This is a genomic window from Methylonatrum kenyense (assembly GCF_023195885.1).
GTDB classification, from domain to species: domain Bacteria; phylum Pseudomonadota; class Gammaproteobacteria; order Nitrococcales; family Aquisalimonadaceae; genus Methylonatrum; species Methylonatrum kenyense.
Map to the genome: position 1 here is coordinate 124,496 of NZ_JALPKO010000007.1, position 15,364 is coordinate 139,859.

A 15,364-nucleotide genomic window follows, 5' to 3' on the forward strand; every position below is an offset into this window, starting at 1 on the left:
TGCGATGGTGGAACAGAGCTTTACCGACCACTTCCTGATCGCCATGCCCAGTCTGGACGATCCGAATTTCCAGCGCTCGGTGACGTACATCTGTGAGCACAATGCCGACGGCGCCATGGGCATCGTGATCAACCGGCCCACCGATGTCAGTCTCGGTGAGTTGCTGGAGCACACCGATATCGAGACCAGTATCGGCAGCGTTGCCGAACGGGCCGTATTCATGGGTGGCCCGGTGCAACAGGATCGCGGCTTCGTCCTGCACCCACCGGGTGGAAAGTGGGATTCCACGCTTGCTGTCTCGCCACAGGCGGCGGTCACCACCTCCCGCGACATCCTGGCCTCCATCGCCAGGGCTGACGGGCCGGACCGCTATCTGGTGGCACTGGGTTACGCCGGCTGGGGTGCCGGCCAGCTGGAACAGGAAATGGCCGAGAATGCCTGGCTCTGTGGCCCGGCTTCCGCCGACATCCTGTTCGACCTGCCGGTGGAACAGCGCTGGCAGGCCGCCGCGGCCCTGCTGGGCGTTGATCTGGCCCTGCTGTCCAGCGATACCGGGCACGCATGAGCGTAGAGACCCTGCTCGGCTTCGATTTCGGTGTTCGCCGCATCGGCGTCGCGGTCGGCCAGACCCTGACCGGAAAGGCCCGGCCGCTGGCCGTGGTGCATTGCCTTGACCGGGGCCAGCCGGACTGGTCCGCGATCGACACCCTGATCCGGCAATGGCGACCCCAGGCGCTGGTGGTCGGCCGCCCCAGCCATGCCGACGGCAGCGACAACCCGACCTCGGTGGCCAGTGACCGCTTTTCGGACCGCCTGGCCGAACGCTACCAGCTGGCGACCCACCGGGTGGACGAACGGCTCAGCTCGCACGAGGCCGGCCAGCGCCTGCAGGAACTCGGCACGCGTGAGCGGCAGAAGCCGGGCGCCGTTGATATGATGGCGGCCTGCGTCATTCTTGAAACCTGGCTAGCGGAACCCTCGGCATGATGGAATTGCCCCCCGCCGCAGAGCTTTACCAGAAATTCGAGGCCGCCGTGCGCGAACGGCTGCGGGCCGATGGCGTGGACCGTCCGCTGGTGGTGGGTATCCATACCGGTGGTGCCTGGCTCGCGAAACGGCTGCACCGGGCACTGGATGTGCCCGAGCCACTGGGCACACTGGACATTTCCTTTTACCGCGACGACTTCAGCACCGGCAGCCTGCACCCTCAGGTCCGTCCGTCCAGCCTGTCCGGCGATATCGACGGCCGTACCGTGCTGCTGGTGGATGACGTGCTCTACAGCGGTCGCACCGTGCGTGCGGCAATGAATGAACTGTTCGATTACGGTCGCCCGGAGCGTGTGATCCTGGCAGTACTGGTCGACCGCGGCGGTCGCGAACTGCCGATCGCCGCCGACATCTGCGGCCTGCGGCTGGAGTTGCCGCCTGGCCAGCACGTGAAACTGCGCGGGCCGGACCCGCTGCAACTGGAACTGGGAGCCGCATGCTGAATCAGTTGAATGCCGACGGCAGCCTGCGCCACTTCCTGACCACGGAAGGACTGCCACGGCCGCTGCTGGAACGGATTCTCGATACCGCCGAATCCTTCTCGGGGGTGATCGGCAAATCGGTCAAGAAAGTGCCCCTGCTGCGCGGTCGCACCGTCATCAACCTGTTTTTTGAGTCCAGCACCCGGACGCGCACCACATTCGAGCTGGCAGCCAAGCGGCTGTCCGCCGACGTACTCAACATCAATGTTGCAACCTCTGCCACCAGCAAGGGCGAGAGTCTGCTCGACATGCTGCACAACCTGGAGGCCATGCAATCGGACATGTTCGTGGTCCGGCATGCCGACAGCGGCGCCGCCCACTTCATTGCCAGCCATGTGGCGCCGGAGGTCCGGGTGATCAATGCCGGGGATGGCAGCCATGCGCACCCGACCCAGGCCATGCTCGACATGTACACCATCCGCCGGCACAAGGGCGAACTGGAGCCCCTGCGCGTTGCCATCGTCGGCGACATCCTGCACTCCCGCGTGGCCCGCTCGCAGATCCATGCCCTGAACGGGCTTGGCGCCGGCGAGGTACGGGTGGTCGCGCCGCGCACGCTGCTGCCGAAGGACGTCGAGAACCTCGGCGTGCACGTGCATCACGACATCCGCAACGGGCTGCGTGATGTCGACGTGGTGATCACCCTGCGCCTGCAGAAGGAACGGATGCATGGCGCCCTGCTACCGAGCGAACAGGAGTACTACCGCCTGTATGGCATCAGCCGGGAACACCTGGCGCTGGCAAAGCCGGATGCCATCGTGATGCACCCCGGCCCGATCAACCGCGGCGTGGAAATCGAGTCAGCGGTGGCCGACGGGCCGCAGTCGGTGATCCTGAACCAGGTGACCAACGGCATCGCGGTGCGCATGGCGGTCATGTCCATGTGCCTGGAGCACAAGGCGGCGGAGACCGAGGCATGAACCGGATCCGGATCCGACAGGGACAGCTGATCGACGCCAATGGCGATCCCGGAAAACGCAGCGATCTGTTCGTCGCCGGCGGCGAGATTGTCGGCATCGGCGAGGCCCCGGACGGCTTTACCGCGGACCGCAGCATCGATGCCAGCGGTTGCCTGGTCCTGCCCGGGCTGGTGGATCTGTCGGTTCACCTGCGGGAACCGGGTGCCGACCACAAGGCCAGCATTGACAGTGAATCACGGGCCGCCGCAGCCGGCGGCATCACGCGCATGCTCGCCTCGCCGGCCACCGACCCGATCTGCGATACCCCGGCGGTGGTGGAACTGGTAACCCGGCGGGCACGCCAGACGCAGTGCACACGGGTCATGCCGGCCGGCGCGCTGACCCGCGGCCTGGCCGGCGAACTGCTTACCGAGGTATCGGCGCTGAAGGCCGCTGGCTGCGTGGCCCTGAGCGATGGCGGCAGGCCGGTGCGCAACGCACTCGTGCTCAGGCGAGCGCTGGATTACGCGGCGACCTGTGGCCTGCCGGTGATCCTCAGCGCCTTCGATCCCGACCTGATGGCCGGCTCGCGGATGCACGAGGGCTGGGTCTCGGCCCGGCTCGGTATTCCGGGCTCGCCAGTGGCCGCCGAGACCGCCGCGTTGGCCCGTGGTCTGGCCCTGGCCGAGGAATCCGGCGCCCATGTTCACTTTGCCCGGCTGTCTACGGCCCGCGGCGCGGAGATCCTGGCGCGGGCCCGCCGTGACGGTCTGCCGGTCAGCGCCGATGTGGCCATGCACCAGCTGTTTCTCACGGAAATGGATGTCAGCGGCTTCAACAGCCAATGCCACGTCGTGCCCCCGTTGCGCAGCCATGCAGACCGCGAAGCGCTGCGCCAGGCCGTGGCCGACGGCACGATCCAGGCCATCTGCTCGGACCACCAGCCTCACGACGCGGATGCCAAGGCCGTGCCGTTCGTCGCCTCCGAACCGGGCATCTCGGCCGTCGACAGCCTGCTGCCACTGGCCCTGCGGCTGGTGGACGAGGGCCTGTTGACGCTGCCGCAGTTGGCAGCCCGGCTGTGCCGCGGGCCAGCAGAGGTTCTAGGCTTGAGTTGCGGTTTGCTGGAAGTCGGCCGGCCGGCCGACCTGTGCATCGTCGACCCGGAGATTCCCTGGTGGCATGGCCCCGGGACCATGCGCAGCCACGGTGAGAACTCGCCGTTCATTGGCTGGGAGTTCAGCGGCCGGGCGCGCTATACGCTGCTGGGCGGGCGGCTGATCCATGCCGCCGAACCGGCCGGCATGAAAACCGGCTGAGCCGGGCATGGCATTCGGTACACGGCTTCGGTCCGTGGGTGCGCTGCCGGACGGTGGTCAGTTGCTGACATTTGAGCTGCCACGACCGCTCAGTGTCCTCCCCGGCCAATGGTTCGATCTTGAATGCGCGGGGCAAACACGGCTGGTCGCGGCGCTCGATTATTCCCCCACCGAAAGCTGGTTATCACTCGCGCTCCCGCGCGACCAGCGACTGGGATCGACACCGTTGTCACCAGGCACCGAATGCGTGCTGGACGGTCCGCATGGCGAGGGGCTCGATGCCGACGGGGCGATGCAGAACACGATCATTGTTGCCGATCCACTGGGCCTGCCCGGCCTGCTTTTCCTGGCCCGCCGCGGGCCGGCCGCGGCACTTGCACTGGTATCCCTCGAACAGACCAGTTGGCTGCGATTGCGGCCGTCCCGGTACATGCTGCCGCAAATGCCGGCCGGCGTGATCGCCGGGCTTGGGCCGCTGGAGGACGCCGGCATTCCCAGCCGCGCCAGCCACGCCGAGCATCCCGGCTGTCATGACGGGCCGCTCAGCGACTTGCTGGACGCCTGGCTGGCCGGGCGCCCCGCCGAGGACCGGTGGCAGGATCACGCGGTGGTCATCGGTGAAACCGCTTTCGTCCACCGGATCAGGGACCTGCTCCGCGGCCGCATCGGCCACTACCGGGGATTGACCATCCCGGGGCAGGCGCGCAAATAGACCGCTAAAGCTGAATCCCGGGCGCGTCCGGATCAACTTCCGGCACACCGGTGTCGAGTTCCATGCTGCGCTCCTCGCCATCCTGCCAGTAGCGAATGATCGCCGGCTCGTCCTCGGAGCTGCGCCGAATCAGGTCCAGAAAGTCCATCGGGCTTTCCGGCACCGCGTCGTCCACCGACAGGATCAGATCACCGGCCGCAAGGCCCTGATCAGCGGCTTCACCCCGCACACCGCTGACCAGCACGCCTTCTTCGTCCGGCAGACCCAGGGCATCGCGCAACTCATCGGTCACCTCCACCACGGTGATGCCCACGGCAGTTACCACCTGATCCTGGTCCAGCCCCTCGTACTCCAGGTCGCGGGCACTGATCAGGATCCGCGGAGCCACCAGGATCGTGGCACCGGTACGTGCCGCCAAGGCCAACGCATCGCTCGGGCGGCTATCCACCAGCAAGCTCTCTTCCCGCTCGGGGATGGCCAGCTCCAGCGCACCGTGATAAGTCCCGTCGCGAAGGTCATCGATCAGGATGCGGCTGAGCCGGGCATCCAGCGCATCCAGCAGATCGCGCATCAGGTCATGGGTCTGCGGGCGCGGCGGCGCGGATTCGTGCAGTGCTAGTAGGATCGCGCGGGCCTCTGCCACGCCGATGGCGATCGGCACGATGTCTCCAGACACCGGCTCCCGCAACAGCACCACCGGCGTTCGCGTGGCCGGATTCATGCCCACTGTGGCCAGCTCCACGGCCACCATCTCATCCGGATCAACGGCAGGTTCGCGGGCCTGCACGCCCTGCAGCGAGACAAAAAGCCCCGCCAAGAGCAGTACCAGGAATGCCGAATAACGCCGCACTCGTGCTTGCATGCCGCCTCCAGGAATTGGCGATTGGTGTCGTACGGGTCGCGCGACCACGCCCGGTCCGGTGTAGCATCCGGCCCTTGCCCGTCAGTCTAAGCCGGAGGACAAGGCCTCGTGAAACCGTTCCGTCAGATTGCCATCTGCTTGGTGCTGATCACGCTGCTTGCCTGCAGCAGCGCCCCGACGCCGCAGTTGCCGTTGCTGCCCAGCGAGGCCCGCGTCCTGGCCTTCGGCGACAGCCTGACCCGCGGAACGGGTGCCGGTGAGGCGGATGCGGCCTATCCGGCCATGCTGGCGGAACGCATTGGTCACACGGTCATCAACGCCGGCGTTCCGGGCGAGGAATCAGCAGAAGGCCTGATTCGCTTGCCTGAGGTGTTGGACAGCGAGAATCCGGATCTGCTCCTGCTGTGTCACGGTGGCAATGATCTGTTGCGCAACAGAGATGAAGATCAGCTGAGGGACAACCTCCGAAAAATGGTCGCCTACGCCAGGGATCGGGATATTCCGGTGGTATTGATCGCGGTACCCGCACGCGCGCTGCCGCTGCGGCCCGCCACTGTCTACGGGGAACTGGCCGATGAACTGGAGCTGCCGCTTCTTGAAAGCACGGTCAGCGATATTCTTCGCGACAATTCCCTGCGGGCCGACCCGATTCACCCGAACGCCGCCGGCTATGCCCGACTGGCGGAAGCCCTGCACGAGTTGCTGACCGAGGCCGGCGCGCTCAACTAATTACTCGACCGTGCCCAGCGGCGTGCGAGGGACAGTCCGCAATCTATACTTTCGGCAGTGCTATTCCATGGCCATCAGCGAAGGAAACCCGAGGAGGGGGCTGTCATGACGCACTACCACTGCACCGTCGAATTCCGCGATCCCAGCGGCTGCATTCGTCATCACATTCTCGATCTGGATGCCAACACCAACGAGGACGCCATCTCTCTTGCGGAGGCCTCGTTGATGGAGAGCCCGAGCGCATCAAATACCGTCCGCGTCGAGCAGGTAGTCTGCTGGGTCGAGGACGACGAACCGCATTAGGGAAACACTGAGCCATTTTCGCGCCTGCGCCCGAGACCGGTTCTGGTCATCTGGCAAGGCGCGGTGCCGGTTCGGTAACCGTAGCGACCGGCCCGGTGACGCAACGCCGCCAGGGGCCAAAACCGGCCGGGCCCAACAGGGCTCAGCGCGGCGGCTCGTCCTCCGACAACAGGCTCATGTCATCGGCGGCGGCCTGCAAGCGCTCTTCCCGGTCATCCGCCGACAAGCGCGCCATCAACCGGACCTCGTTGGCGGAGTCGGCGTGGCGGATGGCCTCGTCATAGGTAATCTTGCCTTCCGAATACAGTTGGAACAGGTGCTGGTCGAAGGTTCGCATGCCCTGCTCCGGCGACCGCTTCATGATTTCCTTCAATTCATGGACCTCGCCGGCTCGAATCTTGTCCTGCACCAGCGGCGTGCCGATCAGGACCTCGACGGCTGGCACGCGGCCCGAGCCATCGGGCGTGGGTATCAGCTGCTGGGCGATCACGCCCTTCAGGTTCAGCGACAGGTCCATGAACAGCTGGTTATGCCGCTCCGGCGGGAAAAAGTTGATGATCCGGTCCATCGCCTGGTTGGCGTTGTTGGCATGCAGGGTGGCCAGGCACAGGTGTCCGGTCTCGGCGAAGGCGATGGCGTAGTCCATCGTGTCCTGGCTGCGGATTTCGCCGATCAGTATCACGTCCGGCGCCTGGCGCAGCGTGTTCTTCAACGCCACCTCGAAGGACGCGGTATCGATACCCACCTCGCGCTGGGTGACGATGCAGCCGTGATGCCGGTGCAGGTACTCGATCGGGTCCTCGATGGTGATGATGTGGCCGGTACTGTTCTCGTTGCGGTAGCCGATCATTGATGCCAGCGAGGTGGACTTACCGGTGCCGGTGCCGCCAACGAAAATCACCAGCCCACGCTTGGTCATTGCCAGGTCGCGCATGATGCCGGGCAGGCCCAGCTCGTCGATTTCCGGAATCCGGGTCTCGATTCGTCGCAGCACCATGCCGGCCTGATTGCGCTGGTAGAAGGCACTGACCCGGAACCGGCCGACCTCCTTGGCGCTAATCGCGAAATTGCATTCCCGGTCACGGGCGAAATCCTCGCGCTGCTGGTCGTTCATGATTGCCGTGACCACCCGTTCCGCCTGATCCGGGCTCAGCGCGGTCTTGGTCACCGGCATGATGCGGCCGGAAACCTTGAGACTGGGCGGCATGCCAGCGGTAATGAACAGGTCAGAAGCCTTCTTGCTGACCATCAGGTCGAGCAACGCATTGAAGTCCATAGCAATCGTCCTATGTGAAGAGGTCCTTGTTCATCGCCTTCGGCCGTGCGTCCGCCTTGGATACCAGGCCCTGACGCACCATGCCCTGCAGGCACTGGTCGAGGGTCTGCATGCCCAGCGCCTGGCCAGTCTGGATTGCGGAATACATCTGCGCCACCTTGTCCTCGCGGATCAGGTTCCGGATGGCCGCGGTGCCGACCATGATCTCGTGGGCCGCGACCCGGCCACCGCCGGACTTCTTCAGCAGGGTCTGCGAGATAACAGCGCGCAGGGATTCCGAGAGCATCGAGCGGACCATGGATTTCTCGCCGGCCGGGAACACGTCGATGATCCGGTCGATGGTCTTGGCCGCGGAGCTGGTGTGCAGCGTGCCGAAAACCAGATGGCCCGTCTCGGCGGCGGTCAGCGCAAGGCGAATGGTCTCCAGGTCGCGCAGCTCGCCGACCAGGATCGTGTCCGGATCCTCACGCAATGCCGAACGCAGGGCCTCGGCAAAACCGAGGGTGTCCTTGTGCACCTCGCGCTGGTTGACCAGGGATTTCTTCGACTCGTGCACGAACTCGATCGGATCCTCGATGGTCAGGATGTGCTCGTGGTAATTGCTGTTCTTGTAATCCACCATGGCCGCGAGGGTGGTCGACTTGCCGGAACCGGTCGGCCCGGTCACCAGCACCAGGCCACGCGGGTTGTCGGCGATGTCACGAAACACGCTGGGGCAATCGAGCTGCTCCAGGGTCAACACGGTGGACGGGATGGTCCGGAACACCGCGCCGGCGCCGCGATTCTGATTGAACGCGTTGACGCGGAAGCGTGCCAGGCCCGGCAACTCGAACGAGAAGTCGTGCTCGAGGAACTCCTCGTAATCCCGGCGCTGCTTGTCGTTCATGATGTCGTAGATCAGGGCATGGACCTGCTTGTGCTCCATGGCCGGCAGATTGATCCGACGCACATCACCATCCACGCGAATCATCGGCGGCAGGCCGGACGACAGATGCAGGTCCGATGCGTTGTTCTTGACACTGAATGCCAGCAGATCCGCGATATCCATACTGTGTCGTCCCCCGACAGTCCGTTACATTGAAAAAGGAAAACCCTGGTGCAAGGAGACACCGACAAGGCCATGCCGTCCATCGCCACCCGCATTGAAACTGTACGCCGACGGATCCGCGAGGCGGAAATCGCAGCCGATCGCGGACCGGGCAGCGTGACCCTGCTGGCCGTCAGCAAGATGCAATCCGTCGAGGCCCTGCGCCAGGCGGTTGCTGCGGGCCAGCGGGAATTCGGCGAGAATTACCTGCAGGAGGCCGCCGACAAACAGGATCAGCTGGCCGACCTGGCCGGATTGCACTGGCATTTCATCGGCCCGTTGCAATCCAATAAAACAAAAGCGGCGGCCGCACGCTTTGACTGGGTTCACAGTGTCGACCGACTGAAACTCGCCCGGCGCCTGGATGCGCAGCGTCCCGATGGACTGCCACCACTGAATATCTGCCTTCAGGTCAATATCAGCGACGAGAGCAGCAAGGCCGGGCTGTCGCCGGCGGACACCTTGGCTCTTGCCGGCGAAATCGGGCAGTTCGAGCGGCTCCGCCTGCGTGGTCTGATGGCGATACCGGCACCGACCGACGACCCGGAAGAACAGCGGCAGCCTTTTCGCGCGCTGCGAGAACTACGGGATCGGTTGAACCGGCGCTGGGGTCTGCAACTGGACACCCTCAGCATGGGCATGTCGGCGGACCTGGAGGTAGCCATCGCCGAGGGCGCAACCATCGTCCGGGTGGGCACCGATGTGTTCGGTCCGCGGCCGTCCCCGGCGGCAAAACCCTGAGATTGAAGCCGGGCGGCTTGTATCCCGGGCAAGGAGGTCAAGGCAAATGGAACAGGCAGAGATCAGCTTTATTGGTGGTGGCAACATGGCACGCAGCCTGATCGGCGGGCTGCTTGCAGACGGCCTCGGTGCCGATGCGATTCGCGTTGCCGAACCGGACGCCGGTCGACGGCAGGCGCTGGGCGCTGACTTCGGCATCACCACGGTCGAGGACAATATGCAGGCTGCGCAAAACGCCGATGTGGTCGTGCTGGCGGTAAAACCGCAGGTGATGCGACAGGTGGCCGATGAACTGGCGCACACCATCGGCGACGGTTCGATCCTCGTGCTATCCATCGCGGCGGGCCTGCGGGCGCAGGACCTGACCCGCTGGCTGGGTCCCGATGCGGCGGTGGTCCGGGCCATGCCGAACACGCCCTCGCTAGTTCGGGCCGGTGCCACCGGCCTGTTCGCCAACGCCAATGTGAGCGACAGCCAACGCAGTCTGGCAGAGTCCCTGATGCGTGCCGTGGGCCTGACCTGCTGGGTCGACAATGAGCAGCAGCTTGACGCGGTGACCGCAGTCTCGGGCAGCGGGCCGGCCTACTTCTTCCTGCTGATGGAGATGATCGAGAGCGCCGGCATCGAATTGGGGCTGGAGCCCGAGACCGCTCGCCTGCTGACCATCGAGACGGCGATTGGCGCCGCCCGGATGGCACTGGAAAGCGACCATGATCCGCAGACGTTGCGCCGCCTCGTGACCTCGCCCGGCGGCACCACCGAGGCAGCCATCAACAGTCTCGAGGATGCGGATATTCGCGCCCTGCTCAAGCGGGCTGTGACCGCCGCGGCAAACCGCGCCGACGAACTCGGACAACAATTCGGAGAACAATGAGATGAGTGGCAACTACGTCACCGATCCGGTGGGCTTTCTGGTCGAGATCCTGTTCGCCCTGCTGATCCTGGCGATCATGCTGCGATTCCTGCTGCAGTACCTGCAGGCCAACCCCTACAACCAGATTTCGCAGACGCTCGTGCGCCTGACGCAACCGGTGCTCGCCCCGCTGCGACGCGTTCTGCCCTCCGGCAAGCGGATAGACACGGCCTCGCTGCTGGCCATGCTGATCCTGCAATTCATCGCGCTCAGCCTGTTGATGCTGATCGCTGGCCGTGGACTCAACCCCGCATTTCTTCTGGTGCTGTCGTTTGCCGAACTGATCAATTTGCTGCTTAACGTTTTCCTGTTCGCGGTGATCATTCGCGTGATCCTGAGCTGGGTGAATCCGGGGGCGCATCATCCGGGCATCGAATTGCTGCACGACCTCACCGAACCGGTGATGGCACCGGCCCGCCGACTGATCCCGAGCCTGGGCGGCCTGGATCTGTCACCGATTGCCATTCTCATCGGTATCCAGCTCCTGAAAATGCTGCTGTTACCGCCGATCCGGCAGCTCGCCTTCGCGGTTGGCTGAATGCCAGGAAAACACTGACTCGTTCCCGCGTCTGCGCCCGAGACCGGTTTTGCTCAGCGGACTGCAACGCAGGCGTGCGAATAAATCAGCGTTTCCCTAATTGCCCCGGCAGGTTGCCGCCAGTAGACTCTCACCGCTTCTGGCGCCCCGGGTCCCATAGATGCCAAAAGAACTGCCCGCCGACAGCGTCGGCTTCATCACGCCACAAAGCCTGCATTTCGATGAGCCGCTGACGTTGGATTGTGGTCGAACGCTGCCGAATTTCGATCTGACCTTCGAGACGTACGGCGAGCTCAACGCAGAGCGCAGCAATGCCGTGCTGGTCATGCATGCGCTGTCCGGCAATCACCATGCTGCCGGCTATCACGACGGTGATCGCAAGCCCGGCTGGTGGGACGCCTGCATCGGCCCCGGCAAACCCATCGACACCAACCGATTCCACGTCGTGTGCTGCAACAATCTTGGCGGCTGTCATGGCTCCACCGGACCACTGAGCACCAACCCGGAAACCGGTCGGCCGTACGGCGCCGACTTTCCGGTTGTCACCGTGCGTGACTGGGTGCGTAGCCAGGCGCGGCTGGCTGACCGGCTCGGCATTAATCGCTGGGCCGCGGTGGTGGGCGGCAGCCTCGGGGGCATGCAGGCACTGCAATGGAGTATCGATTTTCCGGACCGCTGTCACGCGGCGGTGATCATTGCCGCCGCGCCTCGGCTGTCGGCCCAGAACATCGGTTTCAACGAGGTTGCCCGGCAGGCAATCATGAGCGACCCGGAATTTCACGGCGGACGCTACGCTGAATACGGTGTGGTTCCGGCACGCGGCCTCGCCCTGGCGCGGATGCTGGGCCATATCACCTATCTGTCGGACGACGCGATGGGTGCGAAATTCGGTCGCAGCCTGCGTAACGGCCGGCTGAGTTTCGATTTCAACGTGGATTTCGAGGTGGAAAGCTACCTGCGCTACCAGGGCCAGTCCTTTGTCGGTCGCTTCGACGCCAACACCTACCTGCTGATGACCAAGGCGCTGGACTACTTCGATCCGGCAGCCGAGCATGGTGACGAGCTGGCCGCAGCACTGGCCCGCGGCAGGACCCGCTTTCTGGTCGTCTCGTTCACCAGTGACTGGCGATTCTCGCCTGCCCGGTCGCGAGAAATCGTCCGAGCACTGCTCGACCGTGACCGCGAGGTGGTGTATTCGGAGATCGAGGCTCATCAGGGCCACGATGCCTTCCTGATGCCGTTGCCGAATTACGTCAATGTGTTCAACGCCTACATGCAGGGCCTGGCCCGGGAGGTCGGCGCATGAGTTTCCTGCGGCCGGAATTCAGCATCATCAGCGAATGGATCCAGCCCGGGTCCAGGGTCCTGGACATGGGCTGCGGTGACGGCACGCTGCTGGGGCATCTGCGCGATACCCGCCAGGTGACCGGCTACGGCCTGGAGATCGCACCGGACAACATCCGCCGCTGCGTGGAGGCGGGTATCAGCGTGATCCAGACCGATCTGGATGCCGGCCTCTCGGATTTCGAGCAGGACTCGTTTGACTACGTGCTGATGACCCAGACTCTGCAGGCCGTGCGTTACCCGGAACGCCTGCTTGACGAAATGCTGCGAATCGGCCGCCAGGGCATCGTCACCTTTCCGAACTTCGCGCACTGGAGCCTGCGCCTGCACCTGGCCCTGCGCGGAAGGATGCCGGTGAGCAAGGCACTGCCCGACAGCTGGTACAACACACCCAACATCCACCTCTGCACCGTGCGCGACTTCGAGGAACTCTGTCAGGACAAGGGCATCCGTATCCTGGAACGGACGCTGTGTGACGACCGATACAGGGCCGGCCTTGGTGCCCGGCTGCTGCCGAATCTGATGGGTGCGATCGCACTGTACCGCTTCAAGCGGCATTGACAGGCCGCGCCCGCAACGCGGCGTGCAAAGCCGACCGCCGCTTTCTGCTGGGAGAATATGATGCGCAATCGACCGATCATGGCTCTGCTGTGCAGCGTACTGCTGGCGGCTGGTTCGCCCCTGCTTGCGGACAGCTACCAGCAGCACGATGACCTGGAGATCCACTACAACGCGATGCCGACCACCCGGCTTGCACCGGCAATCGCCGAGGAGCGCGGCATTCAACGCAGTCGGCTGCAGGGCATGGTGGTGATCTCGGTACAACGCGATGGCAAGTCCGTGCCGGCCCGGCTGCGCGGGCATGCCATCGATGGCGCCGGCGAGACCCGGGATATCGATTTTCGCAAGATTCGGCAGGGTAATTTCGTCAATACGGTCGGCACGTTCCGTATTGACGATCTGGAGCGGCTGCGATTCGAACTTGAAGTGCAACCGCGCGACGATGACGCCCGCTATCCGATACGATTCAGCGAACGGTTCCATGTCGATTGATCGGACAACCCAAGCCGCTGCAGGAGGTGCCCGTGAGTGTGATGTTACTGACCCACGAGAGTTGCCTACGGCATGACACGGGTCCGGGCCACCCCGAAAGCCCGGAGCGGCTGCGCGCAATCCTGCAACGACTGAACACCGACGAGTTCGATTTCCTGGACTGGCATGAAGCGCCGCGCGTGGAACGGCAGCAGTTACTGCAGGTTCACGATGCACGCTATGTGGACGCCGTGCTCGACAGCATCCCAGAGGACGGCCTGTCCGCGCTGGACAGCGATACCTGGATCAGTCCCCACTCCGGCGAGGCCGCGTTGCGTGCGGCCGGTGCAGTCTGCGCCGCAGTCGACGCGGTGATGGCAGGCGAGACCCGTCGCGCCTTCTGCGCGGTGCGTCCGCCGGGTCACCATGCCGAGCCGGACCATGCCATGGGATTCTGTCTGTTCAACAACGTCGCGGTTGCCGCGGCCCATGCCCGCAATCGTTACCACCTTGATCGTATCGCAGTAGTCGATTTCGATGTCCATCATGGCAACGGCACGCAGACCATGCTGGCAGGCGACAGGCATTTCCTGTACGTCTCCAGCCATGAGCATCCGCTGTTCCCCGGTACGGGCATCAACCTGCCACCAGGGATCAACAATATCCTCAACAGCCCTGTCACCGCCAATGCGGGGCCGGGCGAGTTGCGGCGGTTGTACGAATCGGAACTGCTGCCGGCAATCCGCCGCTTCGGTCCGCAACTGGTGCTGATATCGGCGGGTTTCGACGCCCACGCGTCGGACCCACTGGCGAATCTCAACCTCAGGGCCGAGGATTTCGGCTGGCTGACGCGGGAACTGGTGGCGATCGCCAATCAATTCGCCAACGGCGGCGTCATCGCCACACTGGAAGGTGGTTACGACGTCGCAGCACTGGCCGAAAGCGTCGCCGCCCATCTGCATGCCCTGGCCGAAGGGGCTTAAGGAAACACTGATTTACCTGTGTTTCCTTGACTCGGCACAAGCGGATCGGTGCCCCGCAGGGCATTTATGCACAATTCCAGTGCCGTGACGGGAAAATGGGCGGCATCTGGAGCACACCGTCCGCCGCTTCATAAGTGCTTGTAAATTCGACTATTGATCGAAAGCCAGGCGGGCGACCGACAGATCATGCTGCAGTGAACAAATTCCGGAAGCCACATCAGAAAAAGTTTTCCACACAGTTATCCACAGGCAGGCAGAAGCCTGCATCGTCAGGTGGTTAGCGGTAACAGCTGAAACGAAAAATCAGCTTTAAGGAAACGCGGGAATAGACCAGCGTTTCCTTAAGCGGCGACTGCCCGGATATCGCCAAGATCCATCCAGCCGAGGGATACCCCGGAAACCAGGTGACCGCCGGGCATGGCCGTCATGCTGCGACGGCGGGTGGCAAGCACCAGCCCGTCGCACTCCTCGTTATCTTCCAGCACCTGACCGACACGCAACACCGATCCGTAAAGCCTGGGCACGGAATCAATCCGCCGCAGCAGGCCGGTGGCATCGGCGTACAGGGTCAGTTCCGGGGTCAGGCTCGGGATATCGCACGGCAGGCGAACGCTGAGGCGATAGTAACGCTCCCCGTTGAGGGTCAGCTTGTCGAGTTCCTCGACGCCACAACCCTCGCGCAGCAGCAGGAACGGCATACACAGGGTCTGCCACAGGGTCAGGCCGCAGTAATAGGTGACGTCGAGGGCGTCCCACCAGAACCAGTGGCGAGGTGAATGAAAGACGGTCCCGGGAGCCGTACGTTCCTCAAGCACCGTGCCGTCATCGGCCTGCAACCAGACGCGGCTGGGCTGGAAACGCGCGGTCACACCGGCACGCGGATAACCGGCAATGGACACGTCGGGACCTGCTGTCGAGGCGGTGACCTCGCTGTCCCGCAGCGGTTGGGCCTGGAACCGGGAGGTAAATTCCATGCCCCCCATGCTGACCACGGCCATCACGGCATCGAGTTGACGCCAGCGCTCGACACCACCATGGGCAGCAAGTATCCGCTCGAACAAGCCTGACACGCAGTTCCTCCCAAGACTGACAGCGCC

General features: G+C 64.2%; 19 protein-coding genes. 15 read left to right on the plus strand and 4 right to left on the minus strand.

Annotated features, from left to right (window positions below):
- Nucleotides 1-4: 4 nt before the first annotated feature.
- The 6 genes from M0534_RS09920 to M0534_RS09945 are packed head-to-tail and all read left to right on the plus strand — an operon-like array spanning nt 5 to nt 4,459.
- Nucleotides 5-565, plus strand: coding sequence for a YqgE/AlgH family protein (locus M0534_RS09920; protein ID WP_248568269.1), 561 nt, complete (start codon nt 5-7; stop codon nt 563-565).
- Nucleotides 562-987: a Holliday junction resolvase RuvX gene (ruvX, locus tag M0534_RS09925; protein WP_248568270.1), complete on the plus strand. Its 426-nt coding sequence runs from the start codon at nt 562-564 to the stop codon at nt 985-987. Before M0534_RS09920 ends, ruvX begins: the two co-directional genes overlap by 4 nt.
- Nucleotides 987-1,490, plus strand: a complete 504-nt coding sequence (pyrR, locus tag M0534_RS09930; protein ID WP_248568351.1) for a bifunctional pyr operon transcriptional regulator/uracil phosphoribosyltransferase PyrR — start codon at nt 987-989, stop codon at nt 1,488-1,490. Before ruvX ends, pyrR begins: the two co-directional genes overlap by 1 nt.
- Nucleotides 1,484-2,449 carry an aspartate carbamoyltransferase catalytic subunit gene (locus M0534_RS09935; protein WP_248568271.1) on the plus strand — a complete coding sequence of 322 codons (966 nt, stop codon included), beginning with the start codon at nt 1,484-1,486 and terminating at the stop codon, nt 2,447-2,449. The genes pyrR and M0534_RS09935 overlap by 7 nt, the downstream gene beginning before the upstream one ends.
- Nucleotides 2,446-3,747 (plus strand): dihydroorotase, encoded by a 1,302-nt coding sequence (locus tag M0534_RS09940; RefSeq protein WP_248568272.1) that lies wholly within the window; start codon nt 2,446-2,448, stop codon nt 3,745-3,747. Before M0534_RS09935 ends, M0534_RS09940 begins: the two co-directional genes overlap by 4 nt.
- A gap of 7 nt (nt 3,748-3,754) precedes the next feature.
- Nucleotides 3,755-4,459 carry a hypothetical protein gene (locus M0534_RS09945; protein WP_248568273.1) on the plus strand — a complete coding sequence of 235 codons (705 nt, stop codon included), beginning with the start codon at nt 3,755-3,757 and terminating at the stop codon, nt 4,457-4,459.
- A 4-nt stretch (nt 4,460-4,463) separates the two neighbouring features.
- On the opposite strand, the gene M0534_RS09950 is transcribed toward M0534_RS09945, so the two are convergent.
- The gene (locus M0534_RS09950) at nt 4,464-5,321 is read right to left on the minus strand and encodes a bifunctional nuclease domain-containing protein (protein ID WP_248568274.1); all 858 of its coding nucleotides are present in this window, start codon (nt 5,319-5,321) and stop codon (nt 4,464-4,466) included.
- A 108-nt stretch (nt 5,322-5,429) separates the two neighbouring features.
- On the opposite strand from M0534_RS09950, the gene M0534_RS09955 reads away from it, so the two are divergent.
- Together M0534_RS09955 and M0534_RS09960 are read left to right on the plus strand one after the other, a co-directional pair.
- Nucleotides 5,430-6,050, plus strand: a complete 621-nt coding sequence (locus M0534_RS09955) for a GDSL-type esterase/lipase family protein (RefSeq protein WP_248568275.1) — start codon at nt 5,430-5,432, stop codon at nt 6,048-6,050.
- Between the two features lie 105 nt (nt 6,051-6,155).
- Complete coding sequence (locus M0534_RS09960) at nt 6,156-6,353, plus strand: hypothetical protein (protein WP_248568276.1); 198 nt, start codon at nt 6,156-6,158, stop codon at nt 6,351-6,353.
- 142 nt (nt 6,354-6,495) lie between these two features.
- Here M0534_RS09960 and M0534_RS09965 read toward each other — a convergent pair whose 3' ends face one another.
- Both M0534_RS09965 and M0534_RS09970 read right to left on the minus strand, forming a co-directional pair.
- On the minus strand, nt 6,496-7,629 hold the full coding sequence (locus M0534_RS09965) for a PilT/PilU family type 4a pilus ATPase (RefSeq protein WP_248568277.1): 1,134 nt from the start codon (nt 7,627-7,629) through the stop codon (nt 6,496-6,498).
- Nucleotides 7,630-7,639: 10 nt separating this feature from the next.
- Entirely contained in the window at nt 7,640-8,677 is a 1,038-nt protein-coding gene (locus tag M0534_RS09970; protein ID WP_248568278.1) for a type IV pilus twitching motility protein PilT, read from the minus strand.
- 72 nt (nt 8,678-8,749) lie between these two features.
- Here M0534_RS09970 and M0534_RS09975 point away from each other — a divergent pair, with 72 nt between their 5' ends.
- The 7 genes from M0534_RS09975 to M0534_RS10005 all read left to right on the plus strand — a co-directional run bounded on the left by M0534_RS09975 (nt 8,750) and on the right by M0534_RS10005 (nt 14,267).
- Nucleotides 8,750-9,457: a YggS family pyridoxal phosphate-dependent enzyme gene (locus tag M0534_RS09975; RefSeq protein ID WP_248568352.1), complete on the plus strand. Its 708-nt coding sequence runs from the start codon at nt 8,750-8,752 to the stop codon at nt 9,455-9,457.
- A gap of 46 nt (nt 9,458-9,503) precedes the next feature.
- Nucleotides 9,504-10,331 (plus strand): pyrroline-5-carboxylate reductase, encoded by an 828-nt coding sequence (proC, locus tag M0534_RS09980; RefSeq protein ID WP_248568279.1) that lies wholly within the window; start codon nt 9,504-9,506, stop codon nt 10,329-10,331.
- Nucleotide 10,332: 1 nt separating this feature from the next.
- Nucleotides 10,333-10,908, plus strand: a complete 576-nt coding sequence (locus M0534_RS09985; RefSeq protein ID WP_248568280.1) for a YggT family protein — start codon at nt 10,333-10,335, stop codon at nt 10,906-10,908.
- Nucleotides 10,909-11,068: 160 nt separating this feature from the next.
- Nucleotides 11,069-12,214, plus strand: a complete 1,146-nt coding sequence (gene metX / locus M0534_RS09990; RefSeq protein ID WP_248568281.1) for a homoserine O-succinyltransferase MetX — start codon at nt 11,069-11,071, stop codon at nt 12,212-12,214.
- Nucleotides 12,211-12,813 (plus strand): methionine biosynthesis protein MetW, encoded by a 603-nt coding sequence (gene metW, locus M0534_RS09995; RefSeq protein ID WP_428348708.1) that lies wholly within the window; start codon nt 12,211-12,213, stop codon nt 12,811-12,813. The genes metX and metW overlap by 4 nt, the downstream gene beginning before the upstream one ends.
- 60 nt (nt 12,814-12,873) lie before the next feature.
- Nucleotides 12,874-13,305: a DUF4426 domain-containing protein gene (locus M0534_RS10000; RefSeq protein WP_248568282.1), complete on the plus strand. Its 432-nt coding sequence runs from the start codon at nt 12,874-12,876 to the stop codon at nt 13,303-13,305.
- Between the two features lie 41 nt (nt 13,306-13,346).
- On the plus strand, nt 13,347-14,267 hold the full coding sequence (locus tag M0534_RS10005) for a histone deacetylase family protein (RefSeq protein WP_282571396.1): 921 nt from the start codon (nt 13,347-13,349) through the stop codon (nt 14,265-14,267).
- A gap of 341 nt (nt 14,268-14,608) precedes the next feature.
- Here the strand turns inward: M0534_RS10005 and M0534_RS10010 are convergent, their stop codons facing one another.
- Nucleotides 14,609-15,337 (minus strand): hypothetical protein, encoded by a 729-nt coding sequence (locus M0534_RS10010; RefSeq protein WP_248568284.1) that lies wholly within the window; start codon nt 15,335-15,337, stop codon nt 14,609-14,611.
- Nucleotides 15,338-15,364 lie beyond the last annotated feature (27 nt).

Coding starts and splice junctions, on each gene's coding strand:
- M0534_RS09935 (WP_248568271.1), top strand. CDS start 1,484: ATGCTGAATCAGTTGAATGCCGACGGCAGCCTGCGCCACTTCCTGACC.
- metW (WP_428348708.1), top strand. CDS start 12,211: ATGAGTTTCCTGCGGCCGGAATTCAGCATCATCAGCGAATGGATCCAG.
- M0534_RS09985 (WP_248568280.1), top strand. CDS start 10,333: ATGAGTGGCAACTACGTCACCGATCCGGTGGGCTTTCTGGTCGAGATC.
- M0534_RS09965 (WP_248568277.1), bottom strand. CDS start 7,629: ATGGACTTCAATGCGTTGCTCGACCTGATGGTCAGCAAGAAGGCTTCT.
- M0534_RS09920 (WP_248568269.1), top strand. CDS start 5: ATGGTGGAACAGAGCTTTACCGACCACTTCCTGATCGCCATGCCCAGT.
- M0534_RS09975 (WP_248568352.1), top strand. CDS start 8,750: ATGCCGTCCATCGCCACCCGCATTGAAACTGTACGCCGACGGATCCGC.
- pyrR (WP_248568351.1), top strand. CDS start 987: ATGGAATTGCCCCCCGCCGCAGAGCTTTACCAGAAATTCGAGGCCGCC.
- M0534_RS10005 (WP_282571396.1), top strand. CDS start 13,347: ATGTTACTGACCCACGAGAGTTGCCTACGGCATGACACGGGTCCGGGC.
- M0534_RS09970 (WP_248568278.1), bottom strand. CDS start 8,677: ATGGATATCGCGGATCTGCTGGCATTCAGTGTCAAGAACAACGCATCG.
- M0534_RS10000 (WP_248568282.1), top strand. CDS start 12,874: ATGCGCAATCGACCGATCATGGCTCTGCTGTGCAGCGTACTGCTGGCG.
- M0534_RS09960 (WP_248568276.1), top strand. CDS start 6,156: ATGACGCACTACCACTGCACCGTCGAATTCCGCGATCCCAGCGGCTGC.
- proC (WP_248568279.1), top strand. CDS start 9,504: ATGGAACAGGCAGAGATCAGCTTTATTGGTGGTGGCAACATGGCACGC.
- M0534_RS09945 (WP_248568273.1), top strand. CDS start 3,755: ATGGCATTCGGTACACGGCTTCGGTCCGTGGGTGCGCTGCCGGACGGT.
- M0534_RS09950 (WP_248568274.1), bottom strand. CDS start 5,321: ATGCAAGCACGAGTGCGGCGTTATTCGGCATTCCTGGTACTGCTCTTG.
- metX (WP_248568281.1), top strand. CDS start 11,069: ATGCCAAAAGAACTGCCCGCCGACAGCGTCGGCTTCATCACGCCACAA.
- ruvX (WP_248568270.1), top strand. CDS start 562: ATGAGCGTAGAGACCCTGCTCGGCTTCGATTTCGGTGTTCGCCGCATC.
- M0534_RS09940 (WP_248568272.1), top strand. CDS start 2,446: ATGAACCGGATCCGGATCCGACAGGGACAGCTGATCGACGCCAATGGC.